The sequence below is a fragment of the Streptococcus sp. 32226D021BW genome, assembly GCF_053545015.1.
Window position 1 is genome coordinate 47,227 of the sequence record NZ_JBPPVC010000002.1, and the last position, 16,502, is coordinate 63,728.

At 43.1% G+C, this 16,502-nt stretch carries 14 protein-coding genes; 3 read left to right on the forward strand and 11 right to left on the reverse strand.

Going from position 1 to position 16,502, the window contains the following annotated elements; all coding sequences use genetic code 11:
* Positions 1 to 2: 2 nt before the first annotated feature.
* The 3 genes from ACEE44_RS01720 to ccpA form a co-directional block, all read right to left on the reverse strand.
* Positions 3 to 1,316 carry a glycosyltransferase family 4 protein gene (locus tag ACEE44_RS01720; protein ID WP_248033229.1) on the reverse strand — a complete coding sequence of 438 codons (1,314 nt, stop codon included), beginning with the start codon at positions 1,314 to 1,316 and terminating at the stop codon, positions 3 to 5.
* The gene (locus ACEE44_RS01725) at positions 1,317 to 2,315 is read right to left on the reverse strand and encodes a glycosyltransferase family 4 protein (RefSeq protein ID WP_449171031.1); all 999 of its coding nucleotides are present in this window, start codon (positions 2,313 to 2,315) and stop codon (positions 1,317 to 1,319) included.
* 125 nt (positions 2,316 to 2,440) lie between these two features.
* Positions 2,441 to 3,442 carry a catabolite control protein A gene (gene ccpA, locus ACEE44_RS01730; protein ID WP_449171192.1) on the reverse strand — a complete coding sequence of 334 codons (1,002 nt, stop codon included), beginning with the start codon at positions 3,440 to 3,442 and terminating at the stop codon, positions 2,441 to 2,443.
* 208 nt (positions 3,443 to 3,650) lie between these two features.
* Here ccpA and ACEE44_RS01735 point away from each other — a divergent pair, with 208 nt between their 5' ends.
* Positions 3,651 to 4,736 (forward strand): M24 family metallopeptidase, encoded by a 1,086-nt coding sequence (locus ACEE44_RS01735; RefSeq protein WP_449171032.1) that lies wholly within the window; start codon positions 3,651 to 3,653, stop codon positions 4,734 to 4,736.
* Between the two features lie 39 nt (positions 4,737 to 4,775).
* Here ACEE44_RS01735 and tgt read toward each other — a convergent pair whose 3' ends face one another.
* Positions 4,776 to 5,918: a tRNA guanosine(34) transglycosylase Tgt gene (gene tgt, locus ACEE44_RS01740; protein ID WP_449171033.1), complete on the reverse strand. Its 1,143-nt coding sequence runs from the start codon at positions 5,916 to 5,918 to the stop codon at positions 4,776 to 4,778.
* A 166-nt stretch (positions 5,919 to 6,084) separates the two neighbouring features.
* Between tgt and ACEE44_RS01745 the strand changes: the two genes are divergently transcribed.
* Positions 6,085 to 6,915 (forward strand): DUF975 family protein, encoded by an 831-nt coding sequence (locus ACEE44_RS01745; protein WP_449171034.1) that lies wholly within the window; start codon positions 6,085 to 6,087, stop codon positions 6,913 to 6,915.
* A 475-nt stretch (positions 6,916 to 7,390) separates the two neighbouring features.
* Here ACEE44_RS01745 and ACEE44_RS01750 read toward each other — a convergent pair whose 3' ends face one another.
* The 7 genes from ACEE44_RS01750 to polA form a co-directional block, all read right to left on the reverse strand.
* Positions 7,391 to 8,677, reverse strand: coding sequence for an FAD-binding oxidoreductase (locus ACEE44_RS01750; RefSeq protein ID WP_449171035.1), 1,287 nt, complete (start codon positions 8,675 to 8,677; stop codon positions 7,391 to 7,393).
* Positions 8,670 to 9,428 carry an FAD:protein FMN transferase gene (locus ACEE44_RS01755; protein WP_449171036.1) on the reverse strand — a complete coding sequence of 253 codons (759 nt, stop codon included), beginning with the start codon at positions 9,426 to 9,428 and terminating at the stop codon, positions 8,670 to 8,672. The genes ACEE44_RS01750 and ACEE44_RS01755 overlap by 8 nt, the downstream gene beginning before the upstream one ends.
* Positions 9,425 to 9,922 carry an FMN-binding protein gene (locus tag ACEE44_RS01760; protein WP_449171037.1) on the reverse strand — a complete coding sequence of 166 codons (498 nt, stop codon included), beginning with the start codon at positions 9,920 to 9,922 and terminating at the stop codon, positions 9,425 to 9,427. Before ACEE44_RS01760 ends, ACEE44_RS01755 begins: the two co-directional genes overlap by 4 nt.
* A gap of 165 nt (positions 9,923 to 10,087) precedes the next feature.
* Positions 10,088 to 10,894, reverse strand: a complete 807-nt coding sequence (locus tag ACEE44_RS01765; protein WP_449171038.1) for a hypothetical protein — start codon at positions 10,892 to 10,894, stop codon at positions 10,088 to 10,090.
* 26 nt (positions 10,895 to 10,920) lie between these two features.
* Positions 10,921 to 11,355: a CoA-binding protein gene (locus ACEE44_RS01770; RefSeq protein WP_449171039.1), complete on the reverse strand. Its 435-nt coding sequence runs from the start codon at positions 11,353 to 11,355 to the stop codon at positions 10,921 to 10,923.
* Positions 11,356 to 11,456: 101 nt separating this feature from the next.
* Positions 11,457 to 12,206 carry a glucose-6-phosphate isomerase gene (locus tag ACEE44_RS01775; RefSeq protein ID WP_449171040.1) on the reverse strand — a complete coding sequence of 250 codons (750 nt, stop codon included), beginning with the start codon at positions 12,204 to 12,206 and terminating at the stop codon, positions 11,457 to 11,459.
* Positions 12,207 to 12,217: 11 nt separating this feature from the next.
* Entirely contained in the window at positions 12,218 to 14,854 is a 2,637-nt protein-coding gene (polA, locus tag ACEE44_RS01780) for a DNA polymerase I (protein ID WP_449171041.1), read from the reverse strand.
* A gap of 124 nt (positions 14,855 to 14,978) precedes the next feature.
* Between polA and ACEE44_RS01785 the strand changes: the two genes are divergently transcribed.
* On the forward strand, positions 14,979 to 16,424 hold the full coding sequence (locus tag ACEE44_RS01785) for a UDP-N-acetylmuramoyl-L-alanyl-D-glutamate--L-lysine ligase (RefSeq protein ID WP_449171042.1): 1,446 nt from the start codon (positions 14,979 to 14,981) through the stop codon (positions 16,422 to 16,424).
* The last annotated feature ends 78 nt before the right edge of the window (positions 16,425 to 16,502 follow it).

The window sequence follows — 16,502 nt, forward strand, 5'->3', positions numbered from 1 at the left end:
ACTCAGTCAAAGAAATTCCGAATGGATTTGACCTGCTCAACAGATTTTTTCAAAATCTTCACAGTCGTATCCGTTGACTTGACAACAATTTTTTGGGGTAAGTAAATGGTTTCCTTCAAAATTGCTTCTGCTACTGTATCCTGATTGGTGTGTTCCCTACGGAAATCATAGGAAATTTTCAAATCTAAATAATATTCGTAGACACGACGACCAAAATTTGTTGAAGAAATTTCATATAACTTCTTATTCAAAACGTGCGCATTCATTGGCGGTGTTGCAACAATGGCTTCTACTACTGCATCAGCCAATTCCTGCTCACGAACAAAGAGGGTTCCAAACATCTTATCCGTTACCACATTCTTCAAATAGGGATTGACATGGGCTAAAATCGGAGTTCCTGAAGCCAAGCTTTCTAAGAAGGTCAAGCCCTGTGTTTCACTAGTCGAGGCGGAGATAAAGAAGTCTGCGGCCTTGTAGTAAAGAGCCGTATCACTTGGCGCAATCATCCCAGTTAACTGAACATGTTCTTCCAAAGCCAGTTCAGCAATCAAGTCCTCCAAAGCAGCTGCATAGGGCCCACCACCAACAATGACCAATTTGACCTTGGGATTTTCCGAAAGAATTTTCGGCATAGCCTTAATAATGGCCTGAATATTTTTTTCATGGGAAATCCGTGACAGACTGAGCAACATAGTTTCATCGGTTTCAATTCCCAGTTGTGACCGCAATTCAGCCGTATCCTCTCCCGAAATCTCTGGTCGTTCAAACTTAGCCAAATCAATACCAGTAGGAATGACCCGTTTGGAAATCGGAATATCGTAGCCGGTCAACAAATCTTCCACAATTTCGCTAGGACAGATAACTCCGTCTAAATCACGCAAATAGGCCCGAACAAAATACTTAATCATGCCTGGACGAATAATCCGCCCCTTAGCAATATAATGCACATAATCTTCATACTGGGTATGGTAGGTATGGACAACTGGAATACCAAGTTCTCTAGCCACCATCTTACCCAAAATCCCCAAGGCAAACTCGGTATGGGTATGAATAATATCTAGCTTGTAGCGGCTAGCAATCTTCAAGGCGTCTGTAAAGCCTGCATAGGCCACTCGCCTATCTTTAAAGGCAAAAAATGGAACACTGGGAATACGAATAATATCCCAATCTTCATAGCGATTGACATCCTCATCTGTTGTTGTAAAAATAAATACTGTATGACCTAGCTTCTCCAACTCTGTTTTTAAGGTACGAATAGAGGTCGCAACCCCTGAAACCTGTGGAAAATAGGTATCCGTAAACAGTCCAATCCTCATCTACATCTCCAATACTTGACGATAGGCCTCTACCAATTGATGACCAACTTGATCAATTGATCGACTAACGGCGACTTGATAGCCCGCTTCTCGTTTATCTACTTGCTTATCTAAAATCTTTTGAATAGAGGCAACGAAATCATCCACCGTTTGCCCCAACTCTGCACTGGTTTCATCAATCCAGCCTTCATAGACAGGAATATCTCGCAGTACGACATGCTGGCGGCTGGCAAGAGCTTCCAGAACTACAATCCCTTCCGTTTCTTCGTGAGAAGGAAAGAAAAAGGCATCCGCTCCGCTCATTGCACCCTGAAAAACTGCCCCCTTAAAATAACCAGGAAACGCAACATTAGCCGGATGGTCACCTTCTACAATCTTGCGAATATAGGACGGGATCATCCATTTATTGATAGAACCCAGCCAAATAAAGCGGACATGGGGCATCTTCTCTGCGACCTTGACAAAGTCCTCAATTCCTTTACGGCGGAAGTAAAGACCTGCGCAAACAACAACAGGTTGCCCTTCCTCAATGCCAAAATGCTCCCTAAACACAGCTTCCTTATGGGGATCTTTCTTATACTTATCCAAATCAATTCCATTTGATACTGCAACAATCGGAGTAGTCACTCCATAAGACTGGATGAGCTTTTTTGAATAGGTGGAGGGAGTAATAATAAAGTCAGCCTTCTGGTACATACTAGCCAAGTATTTCCCAACCAAGGGAGCTAGAAAATTGGAGCCAATAAAGGAATTTTGGAAATCTTCCTTGGTCGAATGCCCATGTAAAATGACCTTTTTCCCATGACGCTTGGCTGCATGAAGCAAGAACCAGGAGCGAGGACCGTAGGTATTGATATGAACCACATCATAGTCCCCCAATAAATCGGTCGTATAGGGAATACCAGCCATATCCAAAGCTTCCATCTGATGATGAAGGGCCCGACCGATACCCGATTTTTCTAAAACTGTTTTTCCTTCAAGATATAATAAAACCTTCATACTCTATATTATATCCCTTTTTGACCATTTTTCCTATCCAAAACCAAGGATTTATAAAAAGACCATCAGCGTAGATGCTTGGACTTGGCCTCAACATCAAGCATGATGGTCTTTCTTTGTAGCTATTATTTGGTAGATTTACGGATTTTAAGACCGTGGTTAAGAATAACTTCGCGGTTATCCAAGTCTTCCTTATGCATGATTTTGGTCAACATCCGCATAGCAATGGCACCAATATCATAGAGTGGTTGGTTGATAGAGGTTAGATTTGGACTGGTGAATTTTGTAACCAAAGAATCATCACTAGTCACAATTTCAAATTCCTCTGGTACCTTAATTCCCTTATCGCTAATACCATTTAACAAACCTGCTGCAATCTCATCTTCAGCAATATAGGCTGCTGTTGCTCCTGCATTTAGAATACGTTCTGCCAGGGCGTAGCCTTCTTCGTACTTGTACTTAGATTCAAAGACAAGACCCTCGTTGAAGTCAATACCATTGTCCTTCAATCCTTGCTTGTAGCCTGCAAGACGGACCTTGCCATTGATGTCGTCCACAAGTGGACCTGACACAAAGGCAATTTTCTTGTTGTTTTTAGCAAGAAGATGGACAGCATCCGCACTCGCCGCTGCGTAGTCAATGTTGACACTTGGCAATTGGTGTTCTAAATCCACTGTACCTGCTAAAACAATCGGTGTCCGAGAACGTGAAAACTCAGCCCGAATCTTGTCTGTTAAATGATAGCCCATGAAAATGATACCATCCACCTGTTTAGAGAAGAGGGTATTGACTACGTTAATCTCCTTCTCATCATTTTCATCGCTATTGGCAAGGACAATATTGTACTTATACATATCCGCAATATCATCAATCCCTTTAGCCAAGGTCGCAAAATAAGCATTAGCAATATTTGGAATGACAACCCCCACCGTTGTCGTTTTCTTACTTGCTAATCCCCTAGCTACCGCATTTGGACGATAGTCCAAGCGGTCAATCACTTCCAATACTTTCTTACGAGTATTTTCCTTGACATTTTTATTCCCATTCACAACACGCGATACTGTTGCCATGGATACACCTGCTTCACGGGCCACGTCATAAATCGTTACCGTATCATCAGTATTCATCATCGACGTTACTTCCTTTCTTTTTCTTTTCTATTTTATGAAAATTACGCTTTCACCCAATTCTAGTGTATCACTTTTTGAAACCACTTTCAAGGGAAAAAGGGGATTTTTTTGATAATACTTGCAATTTTTTTCATTTTTTGAAACAATAGTCTATATAATAAACGAAAATTTCAACACAATTTCCCAAAAATAGAAAGGTGCCCACATGTCAAAACTCAATCATGTAACATCCTACCTTGAAACCAATAAATTGGACCTGGCTATCTTCTCGGATCCAGTCAGCATCTACTACCTGACTGGCTACCACAGTGATCCACACGAACGCCACATGATGCTCTTTGTCATGCCCGACCACGACCCCCTCCTCTTCCTTCCGGCCTTGGATGTGGAACGTGCAGTAGCAACCGTTGACTTCCCTGTGACTGGCTACATGGATTCTGAAAACCCTTGGAAGATTATCAAGAGTAAACTACCACAGAAAACATTCTCTGCTATCGGTGCCGAGTTTGACAATCTCAATTTGACTCGTTACCATGGTTTGCAGTCTATTTTTGACCAGCCTTTCTCTGATTTGACACCACTAATCAACACCATGAAGTTGATTAAGTCCCGTGATGAGATTGACAAGATGCTGATTGCCGGTGAGTTTGCGGACAAGGCCATGCAGGTCGGCTTTGACAATATCTCCCTTGATGTGACGGAAACAGACATCATTGCTCAGATTGAATTTGAGATGAAAAAACAGGGCATTTCCAAGATGAGTTTTGATACCATGGTCTTGACAGGTAACAATGCTGCAAACCCACACGGTATTCCATCGACAAATAAAATCGAAAATAACGCTCTGCTTTTGTTCGACCTAGGTGTCGAAACCCTGGGCTATACCTCTGATATGACACGGACAGTAGCTGTCGGTCAACCTGATCAGTTTAAAAAGGATATTTACAACCTGACTCTGGAAGCCCACATGGCTGCGGTCAATATGATCAAGCCTGGTGTGACGGCAGGTGAGATTGACTACGCTGCTCGTTCAGTCATTGAAAAGGCTGGTTATGGTGACTATTTCAACCACCGGCTTGGGCATGGTTTGGGCATGAGTGTGCATGAGTTTCCGTCCATTATGGAAGGAAATGACTTGGTTATTGAGGAAGGCATGTGCTTCTCTGTTGAGCCTGGTATCTACATTCCAGGAAAAGTTGGTGTCCGAATTGAAGACTGTGGCTATGTCACTAAAAACGGCTTTGAAGTCTTTACAAAAACTCCGAAAGAACTTTTGTATTTTGAAGGATAAAAAACAAGCCTCCTACAAATCTGTAGGAGGTTATTTTGTCTAGAAATTTCGACCGTTTTTGCCGTAGCCGTATTTTTCCATAAAGTCTTGACGGAACTCCAACAAATTATCATCCATAATGGCCTGACGGACATTTTTCATCAGGTTGATTAGGAAGAAGAGGTTGTGGTAGCTGGTCAAGCGGATACCAAAGGTTTCGTCTGCCTTGAGCAAGTGACGAAGGTAGGCACGGGTATAGTTTTTACAAGTGTAGCAATCACAGTCTGGATCAAGCGGGGTGAAATCTTCAGCAAACTGGGCATTTTTTACCACCAAGCGACCTTGGCTAGTCATACAGGTGCCGTTACGGGCGATACGGGTTGGCAGTACGCAGTCAAACATATCGACACCGCGAATGACAGCATCAATCAAACTGTCTGGCGCCCCCACTCCCATGAGGTAGCGTGGCTTGTTCTCAGGTAACAATGGCGTCGTGAAGTCCAATACGGCATTCATTTCGTCATGGGTTTCACCAACAGCTAGACCGCCTATAGAGTAGCCTGGAAAATCCATGCTGACCAGGTCTTGAGCAGATTGACGACGGAGGTCTTCAAAGCCAGCTCCTTGCACGATTCCAAATAAACCTTGGTCATGCGGACGGCGGTGGGCCTTGAGGCCACGTTCTGCCCAACGGCTAGTTCTTTCGATGGATTTTTTTACATAATCATAAGGCTGGTAAAACTGCGGACACTCATCAAAGCTCATCATGATGTCTGAGCCTAGATTGTTTTGAATGGAAATGGCCTTTTCAGGTGACAGGAACATCTTGCTGCCGTTAAGGTGGTTTTTGAAGGTCACACCTTCTTCTGAGATATTACGGCTATCCGCCAAGGAATAAACCTGGAAACCACCTGAGTCGGTCAGGATAGGCTGGTCCCAGTTCATAAACTTATGCAAGCCACCTGCTTGAGCAATCAGCTCGTCACCTGGACGGAGCCAGAGATGATAGGTGTTGGACAGGATAATGCCTGAGCCCATTTCCTTCAACTCTTCTGGCGACATGGTCTTAACGGTTGCCTGTGTCCCTACGGGCATAAACATCGGGGTCGGGAAGGTCCCGTGGGGGGTGATAATCTCCCCTAAACGAGCACCTGTGTGCTTTTCTTTCTTAATCAAGCGGTACTTGATTGGTATATCTGTCATGCTTACCTCCAACTAGGAAAAACAGTCCTAGGAATTTAATCTTGTATGGTCAATTAGTCAATTTTACAAAAAACAACCAATTTCCACAGCATATTCCAGTCTATCAAAAAAATACTTTCTTGTCACTTAGAATTATGTTACAATGTTGAGTAAGGAGGTTATGTAGATGTTTACAATTTTTGAAATTAGGGAAAAAGCTCGCCAGACCATTCATCATACAGATGGTATCTATCAAGTAGCAGCTGTTATCGTTCAATTATTCTCTGCTTCTCGCAATAGTCTTGTTGGCCTGACACCCGAAGACATTGTTAGTCCGGGCTACCTTTTGTCTACCTCCTTGTTTCCTTTATTTTATGGTTTATTACTAGGCTTGCTTCAGCTATCTGTCCTTTGGACCTTATTTCAAGTCACAAAGAATATCAAACAGGTCACGTCATTTAAGGACTGCATCAGCATTTTTTCACATAAGGATTTTGGAAAGGTGTTCAAGACCTATATTTTGAAGAGTTTCCTTCTCTTCCTGTGGGGCTTGGTCTTCTATCTTGGGCTTGGTTTAATTATTGGTAGCACCACCGTCACCGCTACAATCATTCTATCAACAGGTTCGACCGACCCAAATCTCCTTCCTCAAGATCTTCTAGCCTTACTGGGGATTTTACTTATTAGCGGTATGTTCCTGACCATCATTGGACTTGCTATCTATATTCCGCAAATTTATGCCTACTCTCAAGTTGAATTTATCCTATTCGAACAGTTGGAGCGGGAGGAATACACTGGAGCCTTTTTCATTATCAAGGCAAGTAGAAAATTGATGAAAGGATACAAGTTCAAGCGTTTTGTATTGGATTTGTCCTTTATCGGTTGGTTTGCGCTTATCGTCATCACCTTTGGTCTAGCAGGCCTATATGTCTGGCCTTACCACTATTTAGCCCAATCTTACTTCCACGAAGGAATTTTAGATGATCAGGCACAAAAAATGAACTACCTTTATGAATAATCTAACGATAACACAACCTATTTTTTATAAAATATGCATTTCTTTTGAAGGGACACAAGTATGAAGTTCTCTAAAGAAATAGTTTATAAACAGGGATAGAAAAGAAGTTGACCACCATCAACTTCTTTTCTATTATTCAAAATATGCATAAAATAGGCTTTTCATGAATTTGTGTCGATAATTAAAAAAAAAAAAAAGGTAAAAATATTGGAATTCTATATAGTTTTATGTTATACTATCAACTGAGGAATGGTAAGTGTATATTCTTACATCTTTAGAATTGAAATAGGTTTCTTCCTTTCTATTTTTTACGCCATGTGTAGTAGCTTATTCCAATTCTAACATTCCTCTTTCATAGAATTTCCTAGGTCCAGCCTCTCAGGCAGGGCTTTTTTGTGTGCATTAAAAAAGTCAGTTCCCTTGAGAAACCGACTTTACAATATATAAGACTTTCTAATGAGAAGGCAAGATAAACTTACCAACCAAATTCCTCATAGAAAATTTGAGTTTTAGGGACCCCATTTTTTGCCAAGGTCTTGATCCAGTAACGAGCCATGACTGGTGGGCCTGACACTAAGACTGTCAAGTCATCAAAGTCATGAGGTAGAGCAGACAAAACTTCTGCTTCTTCAAAGGCACCGATTTTACGGACTGCCTTGAAATTCTCTCTCTCGGCTTCCCAAGATTTGAATTTTTCTTCATAAATCAGGGCCGCTTCAGTAGTTGCACCATGAAAAACTGTTGTATCAATTGTTGGGAACTTGTCAATTAGCGACAACAAAGGTGTAATACCAATACCACCTGAAATCATGATGATATTTTTGGGTTGCTGATCTTCAACTACCGTTTGGAACATACCGTAGCCACCGTCCACTCGAATTCGAGCTGGAGCTGCAACAGTTTGTAAGGTACGGGTAAAGTCCCCATCTCCACGAATAGCCAGTGTAACCTGATCATTTGCATCAGGGGCATTTACAAGAGAGAAGGGATGGGGCTCAGCCAAGCCCTTAACACCTGGGAAGGAAATAAAGACGAAGTCACCCGCTCTCAATTTAGTAGCCTTGCCTTTAGGCAATTGAATTTGCAATTCGTGAATATTGTCAGCAATTTCACGATTTTCGACTAATTTAGCCGTGTAGCCTTTTGCATTTGGTTTGAATTTAGCCCAGAGATATGACAGGAATACAAAGCCAGAAGCTAAGTAGAAGACCACCATAAAGCTGGTATTTGCCCGGATATAATCAATCAACTGAACATGGACAAAAATCAAGAAGGTTGCCAACAAGTTCAAGCGATGGAGCCATACAGATACTTCGTGTTTGAAAGTTGTTTCCAATTTACGTTTTAGGGTGGCAAGGAAACGAATTCTAGATGTTAACCAGCCCGCCATGAAGACCATTGAATAAATGGCTAAGGACAAGAAAATAAGAAAGGCGATATTACCAGTCTGCTCAATCAAGCCGTAAGATGGCAAGAGATTCTTATGCATAAATGAAAAGTAAATAGCCACCAGACTAAGAATACCATGAATCATATAGGCTGCTGGCAGGCCAATCAACCGATCCAGCCACTTAGGTTTGGTTCCAATGTAAATCGCTAAGAGCATCCAGACATAAGCCACGATACCCAAGGCGATGCTGACCTTCATTTGACCAAAACCTGCCGGTAAACCACTTACAAAGGTATAGATAAAGGGAAAGGGCAGGATGAATAAAGCCACCATCCAGGCCAATCCTAAAGCATAGTTATTTTTCTTAATCACGCACTAATTCTCCTTTTTTAAAAAAATGTAGCTGTTGCGGCTTGATATACAAGCCACTAAGTTGGTGATGGGCAATAGCATCAAGCAATGTATTTTCTGGCATACTTAATCCAGCTGTGGCCCAGACATCTGCTCTTGTCAGACTGGTGTCCATAAAGGTTATTTGTTGGAGGTCATTCTGGGATTGGATATGCTGTCCTCGTTTACTATAACCTGATGTGGCTATCGCACCATTCTTAGCTGAAAATACGGCTAGGATTTCCTGTAAATTCTCTGGATTTTCAATGCCAATCTTCCAAAGGAAATCACTGGTTTCCTTGGTTGCAAACTGCATATCTCCACCACCATTTAGACAGACTGCTTCAACAGCAGGGTGTTGAAGATATGGAAGCATTTTTGATTTAAAAAGCTCCTCAATCACCCAGCCCTTGACAAGTCCCGTTGGGTCGTAGATTCCCTTGTAGTAGGGGTCAAAAGCGCCTTCTGTTTCTTGATAGGCCATCTCTGCCAAGGCAAAAACCTCTTGAAATTCCTGGTCTAGCAAGACACTTTTATCTCCGTCTTGAAATCGACAGACCAATGATGTTGAACGAAAGGCTGAAAATTTTTCTTCCAATCGTTCCAACTCGCTCAGTATACCTGCACTCAGTTTATCTAGTTCTTGTTCCAGTTGACTAGCTGACACCGTCGCCAAACTAATTGTGAAGGGCAGGGTCATGGCTTCAACCGTTCGACTGATAATCTGTATCATGAAGCTTGGTTGATAGCGTCTTGCAAGGAACCTGTAAAACCTTTGTAGGCTTCTGTTGCTCCCGAAATTTGATTGACTTGAGCAGATTGATTGGAAATCGCTTCGGCAGTATAGGTTGGCAGGGCACTATCGTTAATGTCCTGTGATCTCGGATTATCATTTGGAAATTGCAAAATCGAAATATCACTAATCACTCCACCTGCCACAGTCATTTGAACCTGGTAATCTCCTCGGTTGGTCGATGTTACTGCTCCTGTATAAGTCCCATCTTTAAGTCCGCTTGATTGACTGGACTCTGTTGTAGAACTTGATTCTGTCGTCGCACTGTCTTGACTAGAAGAACTTGTTTGACTGGTGCTGGTTGCCTGTTGGCTTGTAGCGGTCGTACTTGTATCTGTAGCAGTATCTGTTTGGAAAAAGAGTAAAAATCCGTTGTAGGCTGCTGCTGCCAATGCCAGCAAGGCAACAAAGATAGCTGTTAATTTTTTCTTCATCATATCCTCATTTCTAGTTAAAAAAAATTTGCAAATAGCGATTTCCAATTATAACACGCTAAAAGTTTGAAATGCAAGTAAATAATCTCCAATTAGAGCTATTTTAAATGTGGTTTAAGAAATCGTTAAGAAAAGGCCCCAGAATATTCTGGGTGCCTATTTTATTTATTGCAACAATTGCCAATTCAAACTATCTTGAATCGCAATGGTCCTGTCTGGCAGGACTTCTGGTCCAGCTGATAGGACTTGTCCAGTTTGGCTATTGAGAACAAAGGTTCCGACTGCGTAGACCTGGCTTCCATCAGTAGCAATTCTGAAAATCGTTCCTTGACTTTCTGGTCGATAGCCGTCCAAGAAGAAGCTACTAATTAAGCCATTCTCAAAAATATCTACATATACTCGTACATTTTCTGATGAAACCAAGCGGGTTGGATAGGCTTCATTTCCCCAAATAGAAAAGACAAACATGCGCTCCCCACCAGTCGCCAGCAAGAGTTCAGCCTGACCATTTCCATCAATATCATACAAGGCATAGTAGAATGAGACATGAGGATAGATATTTTTCAAGTAGCCTTCTTCCACCGTAGGGTCATCAAAGGTCCCACCGCTCCTCAATACGGTTATCCACTTACGGTAAGTTGCCAAGATAGACTGGTAATTATGATGAAGAGTGGGTTGGCTAGATGAACCTGCTTGATTGTTTTCCTCTGACTGGCTAGTCTGGGTTTGACTGGAACTCTCTTCCAATACGCTTGAGCTCGTACTACTTAGGCTTGAAGCTGAGGTTGACGAGCTGGTTGATTCTTCTAACTTGCTGCTTGAAGCATCGGTTGATGAGCTTGTTTTTGTAGAAGAGCTAGAACTTGTTAAGCCTGTTTCTATCGAAGAGGTCTGGCTTGAACAAGCTAGTAGGCTGACTAACAGAATAACAGATAAACTTGCATAGCTTATATACTTAGTGAGCAATTTCATCGCTACTCCCTCCGACTATCTATGCTTTAGGCTTCCTGCATATCTAAGTATTCAATCTTGATACACTTGTTCATGACGATGTCATGACGACCGGCCTGGCGCAAGATTTCCTCTGCTTCTTGACTTTCCAATCCAAGCTGAGCCCAGAAAACCTTGGCTTCTGTCTGGACAAACTCACGCGCCACATCTGGCAGAAACTCACTCCGACGAAAAACATTGACAATATCTATAGGTTGGTCAATTTCTGCTAGACCGGCATAGACAGTTTCACCTAAAATTGTACTGCCTGCGGCCTTAGGATTGACAGGAATAATCTTGTAGCCAGCCTCTTGCATAAGTTTAGAAACACGATAAGCTGCAGTTTCTTCACGGCTAGATAAACCAACGACTGCAATGGTTTTAGAATGCTTCAAGTAGTCAAAAATGACAGCTTGACTAGGGTTTTGAAATGAATAGGTCATAGATTCCTCCATCTATGTTTGAAAAACAAACAGATAAGCCCATCAATAAACTAGTTCAGCATAGTGTAGATGAAAATGGACATATCCATCAGAATGAACAGTTATTTCTTAGAAATATTGAACAAAACGTCCTTGAGCTCGCCAATTGTTTTCTTAAGGTTGGTACGGTCCTTGTCCAAACCTGGATCTAAAGAGTAATAAATGGAACCAACTACAACTGAATCATCATAGGCACCAGTCGATTCCATACGGTAGAAGGTAATACGAGCCATTTTTTGATCCTTCATAATTTGACGACCAACTTGCCATTCTTGGTTGTTTATGGTGACAATTGTCTTTTCAATAAAAGAATGGTTGGTTTCAGCCATACGAGCCTCCAGCTCTTCTGGTGTCATATTACGGCCTTCTTCAAGAGGTGATGTATTAAATGCATTGATATTATACAGCTGAACCATAAAGTTACTAGAATTGATCTTTACATCATAGACAGCTGCAATCGTTTCATCTTCCGTATTCTCAGCATTAATAGTCCAAGTTGTCGGCACATCATAGTAACGGAAATATTCCTTAATATTGCCAGCCTCATCCTTTTCTGCAACACCATTGTTGGCAGCATGGATTTTGTGACCTTTTTGAGCTGGATCTGCTGGTGGATTAGCATTAACAACCACGACAGGTGCATTAGCAAGAACATTCATGGTTTCGTTGCTTGTATCTTGTTTTTCTTTTAAAATAGGTAATTGTGTTGAAAAATCAGCTCCAGAAGGGTTGGTACCCTTGTTTTCCGTTTTTTCTCCACAGCCTGCCAAAAGCAAGCTACATAATCCAATACATACTAGTGTTTTCTTCATGTCATTCCTTTCTATTTGGCTTCGTACCAGGTCTGGCCATCATTTTCATCGGCAATCAGTGGAACTGACAAGGCAACTGCAGATTCCATCGTCTCTTTCACCAAATTTTTGACCGTTTCTAATTCAGACTTCGGTACTTCAAGCACAATCTCATCGTGTACCTGAAGGAGCATGCGCGTTGACAGGCCTGCTTCTTCAATCGCCCTGTCCAAGTTAATCATGGCCACCTTGAGTATGTCTGCTGCCGAACCTTGAATAGGCGAGTTGATGGCTGTCCGTTCCGCAAAATTACGGACATTGAAATTACGTGAGTTAATCTCTGGCAATTCCCGACGGCGTTTGTAGATAGTCTCTACAAAGCCCTTATCTCTGGCTTCACGGACAATGGTTTCCATATAGTTCTTGATACCAGGGAAACGCTCAAAGTAGGTGTCAATGTAATCCTTGGCTTCCTTACGGCTAATGCCCAAGTTATTGGACAAGCCAAAGTCTGAGATTCCATAAACCACACCAAAGTTTACTGCCTTGGCATTGCGGCGGTCATTAGCTGTCACATCTTCAGCCTTTTCAATACCAAAGACCCGCATGGCAGTCGAGGTATGGATGTCTACGCCCTTCTGGAAGGCTTCGATCAAATGCTCATCCTTAGAAATATGAGCCAAGACACGGAGTTCAATCTGTGAATAATCCGAAGCCAGAAGTACGCTGTCTTCAAGCGAAGGAACAAAGGCCTTACGAATGAGGCGACCTTGTTCTAGACGAACAGGGATATTTTGCAGGTTTGGATCTGTTGAGGACAGACGACCGGTCTGGGTCAAATCCTGTACATAACGAGTATGGATCTTACCATCTTCTAAAATGGCATCCCGCAAACCGATAACGTAGGTCGATTGGAGCTTGGTAATCTGGCGATAGTCCAAGATCTTAGAAACCACTGGTGCAATTGGGGCCAGGCGTTCTAAAACATCTACTGCTGTTGAGTAACCTGTCTTGGTTTTCTTGGTGTATTCCAAAGGCAAGCCCATGTCTTCAAAGAGGATAGTTCCCAGTTGTTTTGGCGAGTTGATATTAAATTCCTGACCTGCTAACTCATAGATTTCCTTGGTCAGTTGTTCAATCAAAACTTCATTTTCAGCCTGCATGGTTTGTAAAGTTTCTTTTTGAACCTTAATCCCTGTGATTTCCATTTTAGCTAGGACATTGGCCAAAGGCAATTCCATATCAAATAGCAATGAAACCTGCTGGTTTTCTTCTAGTTTTTCCAGCATAACTGACTCGGTTTCGATGAGGACCTGTAGCTTGTTGGCAAGATGGGGGAAGAAATCTGCTCGCTCTGGAAGTGCCAGTTTTGCCCCCTTGCCATAGATTACTTCGTCGGGTACTAAACGAGTCTGACCATAAAGGTTGGCAATAGTGGTAATGGCGTTGTCCTCTACTGTTGACAGGAGGTACTTTGCCAACCGGCTGTCAAAGCTAGCCAGCGGTAAGTCCAAGCCGTGACGAGCTAGGAGGACTTTTCCACGCTTGAAGTCATAGGTTTTAACAGGCTGTTTTTCTAAGAAGTCACGCAAGATTGGGCTGTCGAGGAGTTCTGGCCCTCCAACATAAATCTGCTCTTTGTCACCCCAAGCTAGTCCCACCAAGTCTTCTCGGTGGTAGTTCTCACCCAAGATTTCAAAATAGAAAAATTGATCTGGGTGTAGCATATCCTCTGTCAATTCGGTGACTGTTTGAAACTCGACTGCAGGAAGTTCTTCCTCAGCGCTAGTTCCCAACTGAGCCCGTAATTGTTTGAAGCCCATGTCATCATAAAATTGTCCTAGTTCTTCGACTTTTGGTCCCTCGTAGATAAGGTCATCAAGTCCTATTTCAATAGGAGCATTGGTGTCAATGGTGGCAAGGGTTCGAGAAAGAAATGCTTGTTCCTTGTCAGCAATCAGATTTTCCTTCATCTTTGAAGCCTTCATGCTGTCGATGTTTTCGTAGATGCCGTCTAGGGAGCCATGTTCTATCAGGAGTTTGAGGCCTGTCTTTTCACCAATTTTGGTCACGCCTGGGATGTTATCGGACTTATCACCCATGAGTGCCTTGAGGTCAATAAATTGAGTGGGGGTAATGCCCATTTTTTCCATGAGGTAGGCTGGGGTAAATTCTTCGAATTCAGCTACGCCTTTCTTAGAAATCTCAACTACGGTATTTTCGTCTGTCAGCTGGATCAGGTCCTTGTCACCGCTGACAATGGTCACATCGAAAGGAATCTCTGTCCGCTCTGCCATTTTGTCCAAGGTACCGATAATATCGTCTGCCTCGTACTGAGCTAGCTCATAGTGCTTAACCCCCATGGCATCCAACATCTGACGGATAAAAGGGAACTGCTCGCGGAATTCGTCAGGTGTCTTGGCCCGGCCCGCCTTGTAATCGGCGTACATCTCAGTACGGAAGGTGGTCTTTCCAGCATCAAAAGCCACGAGAATGTGGGTCGGCTCAATCCGCTTCATCATGTGGTCCAGCATGAGGTTGAAGCCGTAAATGGCGTTGGTATGCAGACCGTTGGCATTCTTGAAACGGTCGATTTGATTATAAAGTGCAAAGAAAGCACGGAAGGCTACGGAAGAGCCATCAATGAGTAATAACTTATTTTTTTTCATAGGTCTATTATAGCATGACTTCGATATTTCTCCTAGAATATAAGAAGTCAAAAATAGATATAAAATAGCTAGACTTGGATAGCCCAGACTTGTCAAATATCCTCGATAGGTTTACAATAGAAACATGATTACAATTGAACGTGTATTAGAAATCTTGAAGGCGGATGCTAACTTCTGCCATATCAAACAGAATGACCAGACTGACAGCACATGGACGGATGTCCAGTTTGACGCTCTCAGCTACGACAGTCGCACGGTTAGCCCGACGACCCTCTTTTTTGCCAAGGGCTTGGCCTTTAAGAAAGAATTTCTGGAAAAGGCTATCGAGGCTGGTCTTGCTTTTTACGTGTCTGAAATCGACTATGAGGTCGGCATTCCTGCTATCATCGTCCATGACATCAAGCAGGCTATGAGCCTGATTGCTATGGATTTTCATGGTCATCCCCAGAAACAGCTCAAACTCCTAGCTTTCACCGGCACCAAGGGTAAGACAACGGCGGCTTATTTTGCTTTTAACATTCTCAAACAGAGCCACAAGCCTGCCATGCTTTCGACCATGAACACCACACTGGACGGCAAGACTTTCTTTAAGTCTGCCCTGACCACCCCTGAGAGTCTGGACCTCTTTGCCATGATGGCGGAGGCGGTCCAAAACGGCATGACCCACCTGATTATGGAGGTGTCCAGCCAGGCCTATCTGGTCAAGCGGGTTTACGGGCTGACCTTTGATGTCGGCGTTTTTCTCAACATCAGCCCCGACCACATCGGCCCCATTGAGCACCCGACTTTTGAGGACTATTTCTATCACAAGCGTATGTTGATGGATAATAGCAGAGCAGTCATTGTCAATACTGGGATGGACCATTTCGAAGTGGTGAGAGACCAAGTCAGCTCCAAAGACCATGACTTTTACGGTCCAGCTTCTGAAAATGAAATCACCCAGTCAGCAGGTTTTGACTTCACAGCGACCGGCAAATTGGCTGGCCATTACGACATCCAGCTGATCGGTGGTTTCAACCAAGAAAATGCCATCGCAGCCGGCCTCGCCTGTCTCCGCTTGGGAGCAAGTCTGGAAGATATTCACACAGGGATTGCCCAAACCAATGTCCCTGGCCGTATGGAAGTCCTGACCCAGCAAAACGGTGCCAAGGTATTCGTGGACTACGCCCATAACGGCGATAGTGTCAAGAAGCTGATTGATGTCGTCTTAGAGCATCAGACAGGTAATGTCATCTTGATTTTAGGCGCTCCTGGTAACAAGGGAGAAAGCCGCCGCAAGGACTTCGGTCTGTTGCTCAATGACTATCCTCAGGTTGAGATGATTCTGACCGCTGATGACCCCAACCGTGAGGACCCAGCTGCTATTGCTGAACAAATCCGTACCCACATGACCCGACCAAGCGACTTTATCTTGGACCGGGAAGAAGCCATACGCACAGCTATGAGCCAGACAAACTCTCCGAAAGATGCCGTCATCATCGCCGGTAAGGGGGCTGATGCCTACCAGATTGTCAATGGTGAAAAGGTCGCCTATGACGGTGACATCGAAGTAGCAAAACGCTATCTATAACGAAGAATCCTTGTCCATGTGACAGGGATTTTTTATAACCATTCTCATCAAATTAAAATTGTCAGAAAACTCTTTGTT